Genomic DNA, 14,937 nt, shown 5'->3' with positions numbered 1-14,937 from the left:
TGGACGACGCAATCCCGAGACCGCGCATTAACACTCGCGATTTTCCGGCATGCTAGGCTCCCGCCGCCATTGCAACGCGTATCTTCGGGGGACGCCCCGTATCGTCGATGATCGATTCCATTGTTCAGCTTCTGCGGCGTGACGTCACGCGCGGTGTCGTCGGGACCATCCTTCTGAAGGTTGGCAGCGGCGCGCTCGCGTTTGCGTTGTTCTCGCTGGCGGCTCGGACGATGTCGCCCGATGGATTCGGCATCTTTGCGACCTGGCTTTCGGTTGCCCAGATCGCAGCAGTCGTGGGACTGGTCGGCCAGGAAGCGCTGCTGGTTCGATTCCTGAACGAGTATCAGGTCGACGACAGGCCGGACCTCACCAAAGGTGTCCTCCTCTCAAGCTTCAAGATCAGCTCCGTCGCGATGCTGATCGCGATCGCAGCGGTCGCGCTGGTCGCTCACTTCAGGGGCGATCGGTGGCTGCTAATCCTCGCGGTCTCGGCCTACACGGCCGTGAGCGCCGGACTGATGCTCGGCAGCCAGATCGCACGCTCGCTGGTCAGCATTCTCATGGGCGAAGGCAATCGCGAGTTCTTCTGGCGGGTCATCGTCGTCCTGTTTCTGCTTGCGATGTTGTTCGGTCACCGGCAGCTCGACCCCGCCGAGTTGATCGCCGCAATGACGATTGCGATGTCGGTGGGCCTGATCGCGCAGGTCATTGCGATTGCGCGGGCGCTGCCGGATCTGCGCGCGACGGCGGCGCGCTCCGAAACGTCGCGCTGGCGCTCGAGCGCGCTTCATTTCTGGCTCGCCTCCATCCTCGAAGTCGCGAACCAGTATTTCGACGTCATTCTGGTCTACTGGATGCTGGATCCGACGACCGCCGGGATCTACTTTGCCGCCTCGCGCCTCGCCAACATCTTTGCGATGCTGTCCGCGGCGCTCTACACGTTCGCGGCGCGCCGGCTTCCTGCGCTGTACTTCAGCAAGAACCACCGGGAATTCGAGCGGACATTGCAGCTCATGGCGGAAGTGACCGCGCTGAGCGTGGTCGCCGGGCTCGCCCTGATCTGGATCGGCGGCCCCTATCTTCTCAACCTGTTCGGCCCTCATTTCACCGCGCAGCACTCGGTCCTGATCGTGCTGGCGATCGGAACGGCCATCCAGGCCGCGGGCGGCCCATCGGCGGCGATCCTCCAGCTGACCGGCCATGAACGCATCTATGTCCCCGTCGTCGCCGCGAACGTCGCGCTGCGGCTGGTCGGCTTCCTCGTCCTGATCCCCTGGCTCGGCGTGCTTGGTGCTGCGATTGCGGCCACCGTGTCGCTGGCGCTCACGACCATCGCGCTCAATATTTTGTGCCGCCGGCGAACCGGGGTCGATCCTTCGGTTCTCGTGCTCTTGCGTTTCTCGGCGTGGAAGCGCGGCAGCTATGCGGTCCGCGGCGCCGACTCGGCCGAATAGGCGTCAATCGCGTTGTCCGCCTGGTCTCATCCGCGCCTTTTGCGCGTGTGCCTGTTGGTTAACGCGCTCGCTGCGCACCCTCCAGGAACCCGCGGAATTCGGCGCGAACGATGCTGATCCGCGGGTCTCGCATTAACTCCGTTTGTTTCTAGTCGGTGTCTGCCCGACGCCTGCATGTTAGGTACGGGATCAAGAAGGTGAAGATTTCGTTTCTTTAGCGGGTCGGGATCCGTGCTGCACTACCAGCCGAACAGGGAATTGGGCGAGACCACCGCGGCAGCACTCGTGCGCCCGGACGGCAGCGGACGAAAGCTGCACGTGCTTCTCGTCCAAACCCAGGCCGAGAACGCGGGCGCGCAGGAAATCTCCAGGCTGCTCGGCGCCGGCCTGGCCGCCCGCGGCCACCGCGTCTCCAACCTGTTCTTTTTCCGCAAATCCGACTCGTTCGACGAGCCGCCTGAGACGTTCTACTGCGCCTCCAGCCGGCCGGGAAATCCAGTGGCGCTGCTGCGGATGCTGTGGACGCTCGGCGGTCATATCAGGACCACCAGGCCCGACGCCGTCCTGACATTCCAGCATTTCGGCAACGTCATCGGCGCGGGCGTATCGCGCCTCGTCACCCGCGCGCCTGTCGTCGCCAATCAGGTGTCATCCGCGCTGTCGATGAGATGGCCGGTCCGCACGGCCGACATCGTCATGGGCAGCCTCGGCTTCTTCGACCGCATCACGCTCAACTCGCAGGACATGGAGCGCGAGTATTCGGGCTACCCCCGGGCCTATCGAGCGCGCATGGTGCATGTCCCGCACGGCTTCGAAGACAAGGCTCTCGTCCTGCCGAAGAGCGCCGCACGACAGAAGTTCGACCTGCCGCCGGACCGCGTCCTGCTCGGCTGCGCGGCGAGGCTGCACCCGCACAAGCGGCTCGACGCGGCGATACGCCTCCTGCCCGAAGAGCCATCCTGGCACCTTGCACTCGCCGGCCAGGGCGCCGACGAGGCGCGGCTGAGGCAGCTCGCTGACGAGCTGAAGGTTTCGGACCGATTGCATCTGCTCGGCGAAATCGCCCCGCGGCAGATCGCGGACTTTCTCGCCTGTCTCGATATTTTCGTGTTTCCGACGCAGGCCGAAACCTTTGGTCTCGCCGCCGTCGAAGCAGCCAACGCCGGCGTTCCCTCCGTCGTCACGGATCTTCCGGTGCTGCGCGAGGTGCTGTCCTTCGAAGGAAAGCCCACGGCCCTCTTTGTCGATGCTTCAGACCAGGCGAAGCTGTCGGCGGCCGTCTCTAGGCTCCTGACCGACCAGACACTGAGCGACGAACTGCAACGGAACGCCAAAGGCCTGAGGTTGCGCTATTCGGTCGATGCCATGGTTGAGGAATACGTTCAAATCCTCAACCAGGTCATCTGACCCGATGCGCCGGAATAAGGTGGCTCGACATGATCATCGAGTTTCGCTGCGAACGTGACTATGCGCGACGGTGGATGCACCGCCAGACGCTGTCGATCGACGGCCGCGACGTTCCGGTCCAGATCGCATGGACCGCAGCGACGGAGCCGCGGCCCGCAGGTCTCGACGCACTGTTCGGGCTCGAGCGCGTGGTGCTGCACAAGGGCAAACCCAGCGGCGCCGACAGGCTGAAGATCATCCCGGAATCGGCGCATGCCGGGACCGCCGACGTGATCGTCGATTTTACGGGCGCCGCGCGCGATCCGAACTGTTCGGCCCAGCTGTATCTCCGCCCGTTGTTTAATGGTGCCGCAGGCGAAAACGCCATACTCGCTGCAGTTCTCGCCGGCGACCTGCCGGTGATCGAGATTGTCAACGAGGTCGACGGCGCAGTGCTCGATCGCGGCCACCCGTCCGCGGAAACCGCAGCCGGCTTGAGCGGCGGGCTCGATACGGTCATGGCGCGAACCCTGACCATGGTGGCAGCCATCCTGTCGGGACGGCCGCGCATCGTGCCGCAGCTGGCGCGTCCCGCCCGCACCGGCAACGGCAAGCAGCCGGCGGCCTATGTTGTGCGCGGCCTCGCCGTATCGATCGCCAAGGAGATCTACCGCCTCTGCTGCTATGCCCCGCATTGGCATGTCGGATGGCGCTTCAATGATGGCGCGGGCGTGTGGCAGACCGGCGATCTCTCCGGGCCCAACTGGAACGTCCTCGGCGATCCCGGAAATCACTTCTACGCCGATCCCTTCCCGATCACATGGCGGGGACGCACATTCCTCTTCTTCGAAGATCTCGATCACCGGGTTGGAAAAGGCATCATCTCGGCGGTCGAGTTCGGCGATGCCGGCCCGATCGGCGACGTCGTGCCCGTGCTGGAGGAGCCCTGGCACCTGTCCTATCCGTTCCTGATCGAGGACGATGGCGAGCTGTGGATGATCCCGGAGAGCTCGCTCAATGGAGACGTCGCCCTCTACAAATGCGTTCGCTTTCCGGACAAGTGGGAGCGGCACGCGACGCTGCTGTCAGGCCTCGAACTCGCCGATGCGACGATCGCGCGGCACAACGGTCTGAACTATTTGTTCGGAGCCTGGCGAGACGGAACCGGCGGCTATTCGGATTCGCTGGCGATCTATTACGCCGAGCACCTGCTCGGCCCCTGGTTGCCTCATGCCAGCAACCCGGTGCTGATCGATCGGGCGACCACGCGACCGGCGGGGAATTTCGTCACCATCAATGGCAAATTGTGGCGGCCGGTGCAGGATTGCGCCAACGGATATGGCGCTGCGCTCGGCCTCGCTGAGGTGGTCGAACTGTCTCCGACGACGTTCAAGCAGGTCGTCCGCCACTCCCTGAAGCCCGGACCGGCATGGTCCGGCAGAAAGCTGCACACCTTGAACCGCTGCGGCCGGCTCGAGGTGATCGACGGATCGCGTGTTCAACCCAAGACCAGCGCCATCGCAAGCAGGCTGCCGTCGGTCGTCTTGTCCCCGCGAACCAGCCCCCGCACCGCGTGCTAGCGCGGATGACTGAACAGGTCCGTCGTGGCGTCGTCGACTGCGATATCGACCAGCGCAGGACCGCGTGAATCCAACGCTTCGCTCAGGATGCGGTCGACATCGCCGGCGTCGGTGACCCGCCGCCCCGGGCACCCCATCCCCCTGGCGAGCGCAACGAAGTCGAGCCCGGGCAGATCGATTCCGGGCGGGCGGTGCGCCTGCATGAGCTGGCTGAAGGCGCGCATCGCGCCGTAGCCCGAATTGTTCATGATCACGAAGGTGATCGGCAGACCGCGTTGCGCCGCGGTCCAGATCGCCTGGATGCAGTACATCGCGGATCCGTCCCCGATCAGCGCGACGATACGGCGGCCAGGCCGTGCCAGGGCCACGCCGATTGCGGCCGGCAGGCTGTAACCAAGCCCGCCGCTCGCCATCGTATAGAAACTGTCCGCGCCCGGCCGCGGCAGGAATTGCTGAATGGCCGGACGATGCGACGGCGCCTCCTCGACCACGATCGCATCGCGCGGCATCAGCGCCGACAACCGGCTCAGTGCAAACGCCGGCGGAATCGGATTTTGCGCGGCAGGAGCCGCAGGCCGGGCGCGCGCGGCCGGCACCTCGCGCTCCGCGACGTCAGGCAGCGCCGACTGCAGCGCAGCCAGCGCTTTTGGGAGCGTGCCGATGATGGTGTCGCCGACAGAAGCGGAGGCGGCTTCGGTCGGATCGTCGGTGATCTGCCAGACCGGCGTTCCGTCGTCGAGCAACTCGCATTGTCCTTCGACATGGAAGGTGAACACGGGCGCGCCGACCACGACGATCAGGTCGGCGCCGCGCAGCGCGCGGGCGAGCCCTGCCGGCGCGGCCGGAAGGAAGCCTGAGAATTGCGGATGCAATTCGGGAAAGCTCGAACGGCTCGACATCGGGCTTGCCCAGACGGCTGCCCTCACCCGTTCAGCCACCGCGACCATGGCGTCGACGCTGCCGTTGCGATCAACCTCGGGCCCGACAACGAAAACAGGTCTTTTGGCCGCTCCAATCGCCGCGCCGAGTCGAACGATTGCCGCCGGATCCGGTGCAAACTCGGTCGCGATGTGGCGGACCGGCGCAGCGACGGCCGGCCGCGCCCAATCATCCGACGGCACCGACACGAATGTCGGGCCGCGCGGATGCTGCATGGCGGTGAGGAAAGCCTGCGCGATCGCCGCAGGGACATCCTCGGCGCGCGCCGGTTCCGCGCTCCATTTCACATAGGGCTTTGGAAACTGTGCGGCATCCTCCGCGAAGAGATAGGGCCGCATCCGCAACAGGCTGCGCGCCTGCTGCCCCGCCGTCACGACCATCGGCGTCTTGTTGCGGAACGCCGTGAAGAGATTGCCGAGCGCATGACCGAGCCCGGCCGCCGAGTGCAGATTGACGAAGGCCGGCCGCCCCGTCGCCTGCGCATAGCCGTCCGCCATGCCGACGACGCAGGCTTCCTGCAAACCGAGCACATAGTCGATGTCATCGGGCCAGTCGCCCAGGAAGGCAAGCTCGGTCGAGCCGGGATTGCCGAAGACGCGATCGACGCCGAAGGAGCGAAGCACACCGAGGGTCGCTTCCCGAACCGTCAGGATCTTTGAGTTCATTGGCCGCTGTCCTTGAATGCTTCGCTTCGAGCGCAATCAGAAGGGATAGTGCTGAGGCTGCGTCTCGATGGTGATCCAGCGCAGATCGGTGAACTCGGCGATCCCGGCCTGACCACCGAAGCGGCCGTAGCCCGATCCCTTCACGCCGCCGAACGGCATCTGCGCCTCGTCATGCACGGTCGGGCCGTTGACGTGGCAGATGCCGCTTTCGATACGCTGCGCCACCGTCAGCGCACGCGCGACGTCGCGGCCGAACACGGCGGCCGAGAGGCCGTACTCGGTGTCGTTGGCGAGCCGGACCGCGTCGTCCACGCCGCGGGCGCGGATCACCGAAACGACAGGACCAAAGCTTTCTTCGGTGTAGATGCGCATGCCTGATACAACGCGGTCGAGCACGGTTGCCGGGACGACCGTGCCGGCACGCTCGCCGCCTGCGAGCTTGACGGCGCCCTTACCGACAGCGTCGTCGATCAACGCGACGACATGCTTCGCCGGCGCCTCGTCGATCATCGAGCCGACGACCACCGGGCCGGAGCGCGGATCGCCGGCCGGAAGCGCGCCCGCCTTCTTCGCAAGCTTCTCGACAAAGGACGCGGCCACCGCCTCGTCGACGATCACCCGCTCGGTCGACATGCAGACCTGGCCCTGGTTGATGAAGGCGCCGAACGCCACGGCCGCGACCGCGGCGTCGAGGTCGGCATCGTCGAGCACGACCAGCGGCGCCTTTCCGCCAAGCTCAAGCAGCACCGGCTTGAGATGGCGTCCGGCGAGCTCGGCAATGACGCGGCCGACGCGGGTCGAGCCGGTGAAATTGATCCGCCGCACGGCGGGGTGGGCGATGAGACGCTCAACCAAAGCGGGCGCATCGGTCGGCGCATTGGTCACGACGTTCACGACGCCGGGCGGAAAGCCTGCGTCCTTGAACACCTCTCCGATCAGCCGGTGCGTTCCCGGGCAGATCTCCGATGCCTTCAGCACCACCGTGTTGCCGCAGGCAAGCGGCGTCGCCACCGCGCGGACGCCGAGAATGATCGGCGCGTTCCACGGCGCGATTCCGAGGCACACGCCGGCCGGTTGGCGGACCGACATGGCGATGCATCCCGGCTTGTCTGACGGGATCACCTCGCCCGCGACCTGCGTCGTCAGCGATGCCGCCTCGCGCAGCATGCCGGCCGCGAGCTTGACGTTGAAGGCCGACCAGACCTCTGTGGTGCCGATCTCGGCCATCATGATCCTGATGAAGGCATCGCGCTTGGCGTCGAGCGCATCGGCGGCCTTCAGGAGCAAAGCGCGCCTCGCATTCGGGCCGAGCCCCGACCATCCGGCAAGCGCGGCGGACGCCGCCGCCACCGCGGCGTCGGCGTCGGAGACCGTCGCGGCGGCTGCGCGGCTCGCGACCTCCTGCGACAGCGGATTGCGCCGCTCGAACACCTGGCCGGTCGAAGCGGCCTGATCCTGCCCGTTGATGAGAAGACCGACGTCCATGAGACTCTCCCTGATGTTGCGGCCAAGCTCAGCCGAGCAGGCGCGATTTGCTGGTTTCACGCGCGAAGCCGAGCGCGATCATCGCCGCGAGTGCGAGCACGACGTAGTATCCTGTGATCGCGTAGGTGGATCCCGTCTGCGCAAACAGGCTGGTGGCGACGAGCGGCGCGATGCCGCCGCCGAGCACCGTGCCGAGCTGCTTTCCAATCGAGACGCCGGTGAAGCGAATGCGGGTCGGAAACAGCTCCGGGAAATAGCTGCCTTCGCTGCCGAACATCAGGGGATGGATCACCCCCGCGGCGAGGATCACCGCGCCCGTCACCAGCAAGGTGTCGCGGGTCGCGACCACACCGTAGAACGCGAACATCGAGATGGCTGCGAGCACGACGCCGGCCAGAAACAGGCGCTTGCGTCCGATCCGGTCGGACCAGGCGCCGATTAGCGGCATGGCAACGAGGCCGACGAGGTTGGCGAACAGCACGGCCTGCGTGATGACGTCCTTCTGGACGCCGAGCTGGCGCGTCGCAAAGGAGATGGTGAAGATGGCCGTCAGATAGAAATAGGATGTCTGCGCCATCTCGGCGAAGAAGACGATGAGGATCGGCCGCCAGTGCTCCCTCACGGCTTCGACCGCCGGCGCGGCATCAGTCACCTCCGCCTCGCGGAATGTTGCGCTCTCCTCGATACGCAGGCGCATGTAGACGCCGAGCGCGACCAGCACGGCGCTGATCAGGAACGGAACGCGCCAGCCCCATGACAGCAGGTCCGCCTCCGGCAGCCGCGAGATCGCCAGCGCCGCAAACGATGCAAGCACGACGCCGACGGGCCCTGCGGCCTGGATCACGGCGGCCGAGAAGCCGCGCCGGTGGCCGGGCGCCGTCTCGATCGCCATGAGGATCGCCGCGGTCGATTCGCCGCCGAGCGCAAAGCCCTGCAGGAAGCGCAGCACGACGAGCGCGATGGTCGCGGCCACGCCCGCACTGGCATAGGTCGGCAACAGGCCGATCGACATGGTCGCAAGGCCCATCATCAGCAGCGTGCACAGGAGGACGGATTTACGGCCGAGGCGGTCGCCGAAATGACCGAACACGAGCCCACCGAGCGGACGCGCCAGAAATCCGACCGCGAACGTCGCGAACACCGCAATGGTCGCCGTGAGCTGGTCGAACTTCGGAAAGAACAGCTGATCGAACACCAGCGGCGCGATCAGGCCGTAGATGAAGAAGTCGTACCATTCGATCGCGGTGCCGATGGTGCCGGCGATCAGGATGCGCCGGCGGCTGCTCGCGGTCTGCTCGGCAGTGGCGGCGATGGCGGCATGATCGTCGTAGTCCTCCAGTGTTCTCGTCGTCACGTTTCCTCCTCCGGTGTCATTGTCGTCTTGTTGTGATTGGCCGCCCCGCGCCAAAGGCGGCGGGAAATCGATCAGCTTGCCAGCCGCGCGCCGTCGCTCGCGCCGTGCCCAAGCGCGCGGGCCAGGACGCGCCCGATTGTTCCGGCCTGTGATGCGCTGCCGCGCCAGGCCACGATCTGGTCGGGACGTATCAAGGCGAGGTCCGCCTCATAGAGATCGCGCAAGGATTTTGGCAGGGTGACGAGTTTCAATTCGACCCCGAACATGCGAACGGAATCAGCGACCGCGGCGTGAGCCGACGCGACCTCGCCGAACTGGAGCAGAGTCCACTCGAATCCGAACAGGTCGTACAAGGACGCGCCGTCTTCCAGCCACGCGTGCGGTGCGCGACCGCCGGGACAGGCGCTCGGAACATAGACGTTCGCGGCATCGGGCGGCGGCTGGCTGCCGTCGGAGACGATGATCGGCGAGCCGTCGTAACGTCCGCCGAAGGTGACGCCGGGGATGTTGAATTCGGCACGCGCGTGCTGTTCGAGATAGGCGCCCGCAGCCCGCCGCGCCTCGCTGCCTGCGTCCGTTGCGTCCTCGATCTCCGGCGCGGGCGCGAAGAGACCAAGGGAGTCGGCGAAGCGCCGCGCATAGTCGGTGTTGCGGAGCGCTACCGGACGCCGCTCGACCTCGTAGCTGTCGAGCAGCCGAGCCGGGCTCGCGCCCTTGACGACGCTTGCGAGCTTCCAGCCGAGATTGACCGCATCCTCGATCGCGGTGTTGTAGCCGAGCCCGCCGGTCGGCGTGAACAGATGCGCCGCATCGCCGCCGAGGAACACCCTGCCCCTTTGCATCCCATTCGCAACCAGCGCGTGACCGGCGGTCCAGGTCAGGAACGACAGCACCTCGCACGCGATCGGCGCGCCGCAGGCACGCTGGAACGCGGCCTTGGCCGCGCTGATCGTGATCGCATTCTCGTCTTCGCCCGGCCGGAGTTGCGTGTGGAACGCGAATTCGTCGCGCCCGTTCACGGATGCCATGAAGGCGCGGCGGTCGCCGTTGAAGCAATTGTACATCCACGCCCTGGCATGCGGGATGCTCGCGTAGAAGCCGGGCGAACGGAGATACACCGCCAGCATGCGGCCGCCCATGAAGTCGCGTTGCGCTCCGGTCTCGCCGCCGTAGACGATCCCGAGCGACTGGCGGACCATCGAGCGCGGCCCGTCGGCGCCGACGAGAAAGTCGGCGCGAACCTCAAAGCGGCGACCATTGTCGAGACATTCGATTTCACCGACGACGCCGTCATCGCTTTCGACGTAACTGACCAGCCTGTGACCATAGTTGAGCTGAATTCCGGGAAGCCGTTCGGCATGGCGGCGCAGCACAGCCTCGACATATTTCTGCGAGACCCGATGCGGTAGCTCGGCCGCGCTCCAGGAGCCGGACATGCCCCTGACGAGCTCGCCCGCACGCGACGACGACGGCAGCTGAAACCGCGCCAGCTCGTAGCCTGCATAGCGGGTGAAATACGCGACGTCGGTCGGATAATCGGCAGGCAAGCCCTCGCGTCTGATCTCGTCCGCGAATCCCAGCCGCCGATAGTGCTCCATCGAGCGCGCCTGCGTCGCATTGGCTTGCGGATTGAATGCGGTGCCCGGCTTTTCGTCGACCAGCACCGCGGACACGCCGCGGCGGCCGAGCTCGTTGGCCAGCATCAGCCCGCATGGCCCCCCGCCCACGATGAGCACCGAGGCCGTCAGACGTGTTTCCAAGACGCTTCTCCCTACCAGCATTATCCTGCATGGTAAGGTAGCCTGACGATATCGTCAAGTAGCCTGACTAATCGTCCTCATCGAGCGTGTCGAACTTCGCGCCGTAAACCGCCAGTCCCTTCAGGATCGCATCCATCGCGGCCTTGCCGAGCTCGGCGCGCATCTCCTGCTCGGCGACGTCGACCGCGTCGCGGAACGCATCGAGCCATTTGCGCCCGGCCGGCGTGAACATGACGATGCGCGCGCGCCGGTCGGTCGGATCGGCGATGCGATCGACGAGGCCCAGCTCGGCGCATTGATCGACCAGCTCGCCCATCGCCTGCTTGCTCATGGACGCGCGGCGGGCGAGCTCCGTCAGCCTGGTCCCCTCCACGTCGAGATTGCGCGTGAGGCCGACATGCGCGATCCGCGTTTCGTCGTGCCCCTTCTCGCTCATCAGCTCGAGCACGCGGCCTTCGAAGCGCCGCACTGCGTTGTTGAGCAGGCGACCGATATTGGCATGCCGCCATGCGGTGCCGGATGTCCTGGCTTTCACGAGATCTGTTTCCGAATCGACCCGATCGAGATCATGCAAAGCTAGCACAAGGGGCCGCCCGGGGCGGCGTCGATCACAACGCCGCCCGTCATCTCGTGGTTCGAGCGCTTCCCGCTGGGGGGCAGCGTTCTATTGAGAACGATCCGAGGTCCAGCCCTTGTACTCGGCGACGTTGTCCCTGGTCACGAGCTTCGACGGCAGGAGCTCGACGGTCGAGGCCGGCTTCTGGCCATTGAGAATGCCGACGCCGACCTGCACCGCGCGCCGCGCCATGAAGAACGGGTCCTGCGAAGCGGAAGCCTGGATCTGCGCCGCCGAGGGATCCTTGAGCGCGGCCTCGATGTCGGGCGCCCCGTCGACCGCGGTGATGACAATGCCGCTGCGGCTTTGCTGGCGCGCCGCAAGGTCGGTGCCGATCGCCTGCGGATCGTTGATGGCGAAGATGGCGTCGATCTTGGGAAAGCGGGTCAGATAGCCCTGCGCAACGGTGAGACCGCCTTCACGCGAGCCTTTGCCGTCCTGGTCGCTGGACAGCACCTTGATGCCGGGATTCTTCGAGAAGACGTTCTTGCAGCCGACGACGCGGTCGATCACGGCCGAGACCTGCGGCCCGTTCTCGATGACGACGTCACCCTTGCCCCCCAATTTGTCGACGATGTACTGGCATGAGATCTCGCCGGCCTGCACGTTGTTCGTGGTCACGGTGGCATCGGCGCCTTCGGCCGCGGTGTCGACCGCGACGACGACGATGCCCGCCGCCTGCGCCTTCTTGATCGCCGGCCCGATCGCCTTGGGATCGCCGGGATTCAACAGGATCAGGTCGACGCCGGCGGCAATGAAGTTGTCGATCTGGGTGACCTGCTTGCCGAGGTCGTATTCGAAGCCGACCGTCGTGATCTTCACATTGGGATTGGTCTTCCTGGCCTCGAACTCGGCGCCCTTCGACAGCGCGACGAAGAACGGGTTGCCCATCGAGCCGAGCGAGACACCGATCGATTTGAGCTCCTTGGCGAAGGACGGCGCGGTGCTTAGGGCAAGCGCCGTCGCGGCGCCGGCAAGCGTGATCGTCTTCAACATTGGCTTCCTCCCTGGTCTGTCTTCATCCCCGGCACGGCAGACCAGTTGCCGCAGCGGAATCTCGTAGCTACGCGCCGAGCCTCACAGGTTCTGACCGAGCCCTTTCAAGTTCTGGCGGAGCCTTTTCAAGTTCTGGCGGAGCCTTGCAACCGGTAGCGATCCAGCGCCACGGCGCCGATGATCACCAGGCCCTTGATCACATATTGCCAGATGTCCGAGACGCCGACGAGGATCAGGCCGTTCGACAAAACCGCGATGATCAAGGCGCCGACCAGCGTGCCCCAGATCGAGCCGATGCCGCCGACGAACGAGGTGCCGCCCAGGATCACGGCGGTGATCGCATCGAGTTCGTAGGACTGGCCGAGCTGGAGGCCGTTGGCCGCATAGAGCCGCGCCGCCTGCATGGCGCCGCCGAGCCCGGCGAAAAGCCCTGAAACACCGTAGACGAAGATCAGCACGGCCCAGACCTTGATGCCGGCAAGCCGCGCCGCGCTTTCATTGCCGCCCACCGCATAGATGTGCACGCCGAGCACGGTCCGGCGCAGCACCAGCCACGAGACGAGGATGACGAGCAAGGCGATCACGGAGAGCCACGGGATCGACGCCACGCCTGGAATGAGCGTCAGCGAACCGTTGCCGATGAAGGCATAGGGAATGGAAGGATTGAAGACGGTGGTGTCGGCCCCGAGCAGTCGCGCCAGGCCGCGGACGGCGGTGAGAGAGCCGAGCGTGACGATGAAAGGCGGCAGGCGGAGGAGCGCGATCAGCGCGCCGTTGATGACGCCGAAGCCAAGGCCCGTGAGCAGCGCGGCCGGCAGCCACAGCATTCCAAGCTCCGGCAGCTTGGAGAGTGTCAACCCGGCCATCGCGGAGGCCGCCAGGATCGAGCCGACCGAGAGGTCGATTCCGCCGGTGAGGATGACGAAGGTCATGCCTGCGGCGAGCACGGTGTTCACGGCGGCCTGCTGCAACACGATGCCGAGATTTTGTCCGGTGAAGAAGCGGCCCTCCGACAGAAAATGGAAGCCGCCGCACAGGATCAACAGCACCGGCAACATGCCGGCGGCGCGGATCAGAAGCCTTATGCGCTGACGCTTCGTCTCTTGCGCGGCCGCGAGGCTCGCAGCGGCGGCGGTGTCTGCCTTCGGAGGGCTGTCATGCATCGAGTTGCTCCATCCCCGTGGCGAGCGCCATGATGTCTTCCTGGTTCAGGGGCGATGTCGCGCCACGCTCGATTTCACCGGCGATGTGCCCTGCCCGCATGACGACGACGCGGTCGCAGATGCCGATGATCTCGGGCAGATCGGACGAGATGACGAGGATCGCGGTGCCGGATTTGGCAAGATTGTCGATGATCGAATAGATCTCGGACTTGGCGCCGACATCCACGCCACGCGTCGGCTCATCGAGGATCAGGACCTTTGGCGTGGTCGCGAGCAGGCGCGACAGCAGCACCTTCTGCTGGTTGCCGCCGGACAGTGCACCGACGGTGACGCCGATATTGGCGGCACGAATGCCGAGCGCCGCGAACGCCCTCCTGGCACGGTCGCGGGCCTTGTCGCGGTCGAGGATGTAGCCGATCCGGGCATCGCGGCCGAGCACCGCGAGGTTGATGTTGTCCTGGCATGACATGTCCAGGAACAGGCCGAGCGCCTTGCGGTCCTCGGTCAGATAGGCGATCCCGGCGTCGAGCGCCTCACCCGGCGTGCTGATATCGACCGGGCGTCCTTCCAGCTCGAGACGGCCGGAGGTTCTGGGCGCCGCGCCGATGATGAGATGCGCAAGCTCGGTGCGACCCGCGCCGATCAGGCCGGCAAGGCCGACCACCTCGCCCGCATGCACGGTCAGCGAGCAGCCCTTGACGCGCTGGCCGTCGGCCATGTCGATCGCTGCGAGCACGGGATGCCCCCGCCCCGCCTCCGGATCGTGATCCTTCTTGTAGAACGAGGAGACGTCACGCCCGACCATCAGCCGAACGATGGTGTCGGCGCGGATGTCCTGCTTGTCGAGCGACCCGACCAGCCGGCCGTCGCGCAGCACGGTGACGCGATCGCCGAGCGCGTAGACCTCGTCCATGCGGTGCGAGATGTAGATGATGGCGAGCCCCTCAGAGCGGAGCTGGCGGATCAGCGCGAACAGCCGCGCGCTCTCGCCGGCCGACAACGCGGTGGTCGGCTCGTCCATGATCAGGATTTTTGATCTCGCGTGCAGCGCACGCGCGATCTCGACCAGCTGCCGCTGGCCCATGGAGAGATGCGCCACCAGCGTCGACGGCAGGAAGTCTGCGCCCAGCCGTTTCAGGATCGGACCGACGCCCTCACGCATGGCGCCGCGCGCCAGCAAACCTGCACGCGACATCTCCCGTCCCAAATAGATATTCTCGGCAACGCTGAGATTGGGAGCCAGCGACAGCTCCTGGTAGATGATGGAGATACCCGCCGTGCGGCCGCCGAGCGGACCTTCGATCCGCACCGGGTTTCCTTCGATGCGGATCTCGCCACCGGGATCGGGCCTGTAGGCGCCCGACAGGATCTTCATCAGCGTCGACTTTCCGGCGCCGTTCTCCCCCATCAGGGCATGAATTTCGCCGGCATAGACGGTGAGATCGACGGAACGCAGCGCCTTGATGCCGAAGAAGGATTTCGAGACCCCACGCATCTCGAGGATCGGATCGTTCATCGTGCCTCCCGACGCACAATGCG

At 65.9% G+C, this 14,937-nt stretch carries 11 protein-coding genes; 3 read left to right on the top strand and 8 right to left on the bottom strand.

The window, feature by feature from the left end:
* Nucleotides 1-107: 107 nt before the first annotated feature.
* From NLM15_RS15590 to NLM15_RS15580, 3 genes are all read left to right on the top strand, one after another.
* Nucleotides 108-1,454, top strand: a complete 1,347-nt coding sequence (locus NLM15_RS15590) for a lipopolysaccharide biosynthesis protein (RefSeq protein WP_254117950.1) — start codon at nucleotides 108-110, stop codon at nucleotides 1,452-1,454.
* Between the two features lie 231 nt (nucleotides 1,455-1,685).
* The gene (locus NLM15_RS15585) at nucleotides 1,686-2,861 is read left to right on the top strand and encodes a glycosyltransferase family 4 protein (protein ID WP_254117949.1); all 1,176 of its coding nucleotides are present in this window, start codon (nucleotides 1,686-1,688) and stop codon (nucleotides 2,859-2,861) included.
* A 29-nt stretch (nucleotides 2,862-2,890) separates the two neighbouring features.
* A complete protein-coding gene (locus NLM15_RS15580) occupies nucleotides 2,891-4,420 on the top strand; it encodes a hypothetical protein (RefSeq protein WP_254117948.1) in 1,530 nt (509 codons plus the stop codon).
* Here NLM15_RS15580 and mdlC read toward each other — a convergent pair.
* From mdlC to NLM15_RS15540, 8 genes are all read right to left on the bottom strand, one after another.
* A complete protein-coding gene (gene mdlC / locus NLM15_RS15575; protein ID WP_254117947.1) occupies nucleotides 4,417-6,024 on the bottom strand; it encodes a benzoylformate decarboxylase in 1,608 nt (535 codons plus the stop codon). The two genes, NLM15_RS15580 and mdlC, sit on opposite strands and share 4 nt — an antisense overlap.
* Nucleotides 6,025-6,060: 36 nt before the next feature.
* A complete protein-coding gene (locus NLM15_RS15570) occupies nucleotides 6,061-7,509 on the bottom strand; it encodes an aldehyde dehydrogenase (protein WP_254117946.1) in 1,449 nt (482 codons plus the stop codon).
* A gap of 28 nt (nucleotides 7,510-7,537) precedes the next feature.
* Complete coding sequence (locus NLM15_RS15565) at nucleotides 7,538-8,863, bottom strand: MFS transporter (RefSeq protein ID WP_254117945.1); 1,326 nt, start codon at nucleotides 8,861-8,863, stop codon at nucleotides 7,538-7,540.
* A 71-nt stretch (nucleotides 8,864-8,934) separates the two neighbouring features.
* Nucleotides 8,935-10,644 (bottom strand): FAD-dependent oxidoreductase, encoded by a 1,710-nt coding sequence (locus NLM15_RS15560; protein ID WP_254117944.1) that lies wholly within the window; start codon nucleotides 10,642-10,644, stop codon nucleotides 8,935-8,937.
* 46 nt (nucleotides 10,645-10,690) lie between these two features.
* The gene (locus NLM15_RS15555; RefSeq protein ID WP_254117943.1) at nucleotides 10,691-11,158 is read right to left on the bottom strand and encodes a MarR family winged helix-turn-helix transcriptional regulator; all 468 of its coding nucleotides are present in this window, start codon (nucleotides 11,156-11,158) and stop codon (nucleotides 10,691-10,693) included.
* 129 nt (nucleotides 11,159-11,287) lie between these two features.
* Nucleotides 11,288-12,235, bottom strand: a complete 948-nt coding sequence (locus tag NLM15_RS15550) for an ABC transporter substrate-binding protein (protein WP_254117942.1) — start codon at nucleotides 12,233-12,235, stop codon at nucleotides 11,288-11,290.
* A 125-nt stretch (nucleotides 12,236-12,360) separates the two neighbouring features.
* The gene (locus NLM15_RS15545) at nucleotides 12,361-13,398 is read right to left on the bottom strand and encodes a ribose ABC transporter permease (protein WP_254117941.1); all 1,038 of its coding nucleotides are present in this window, start codon (nucleotides 13,396-13,398) and stop codon (nucleotides 12,361-12,363) included.
* On the bottom strand, nucleotides 13,391-14,914 hold the full coding sequence (locus tag NLM15_RS15540; protein ID WP_254117940.1) for a sugar ABC transporter ATP-binding protein: 1,524 nt from the start codon (nucleotides 14,912-14,914) through the stop codon (nucleotides 13,391-13,393). Before NLM15_RS15540 ends, NLM15_RS15545 begins: the two co-directional genes overlap by 8 nt.
* Nucleotides 14,915-14,937 lie beyond the last annotated feature (23 nt).

The organism is Bradyrhizobium sp. CCGB20 (assembly GCF_024199855.1).
In the GTDB taxonomy this organism is placed as follows: Bacteria; Pseudomonadota; Alphaproteobacteria; order Rhizobiales; family Xanthobacteraceae; genus Bradyrhizobium.
This window is presented reverse-complemented; position numbering and strand designations above follow the sequence as displayed.

Bases quoted from the DNA above. Each gene is read 5' to 3' on its own strand.
- NLM15_RS15560 (WP_254117944.1), bottom strand. From the start codon at position 10,644: ATGCTGGTAGGGAGAAGCGTCTTGGAAACACGTCTGACGGCCTCGGTG.
- mdlC (WP_254117947.1), bottom strand. From the start codon at position 6,024: ATGAACTCAAAGATCCTGACGGTTCGGGAAGCGACCCTCGGTGTGCTT.
- NLM15_RS15545 (WP_254117941.1), bottom strand. From the start codon at position 13,398: ATGCATGACAGCCCTCCGAAGGCAGACACCGCCGCCGCTGCGAGCCTC.
- NLM15_RS15580 (WP_254117948.1), top strand. From the start codon at position 2,891: ATGATCATCGAGTTTCGCTGCGAACGTGACTATGCGCGACGGTGGATG.
- NLM15_RS15590 (WP_254117950.1), top strand. From the start codon at position 108: ATGATCGATTCCATTGTTCAGCTTCTGCGGCGTGACGTCACGCGCGGT.
- NLM15_RS15540 (WP_254117940.1), bottom strand. From the start codon at position 14,914: ATGAACGATCCGATCCTCGAGATGCGTGGGGTCTCGAAATCCTTCTTC.
- NLM15_RS15570 (WP_254117946.1), bottom strand. From the start codon at position 7,509: ATGGACGTCGGTCTTCTCATCAACGGGCAGGATCAGGCCGCTTCGACC.
- NLM15_RS15550 (WP_254117942.1), bottom strand. From the start codon at position 12,235: ATGTTGAAGACGATCACGCTTGCCGGCGCCGCGACGGCGCTTGCCCTA.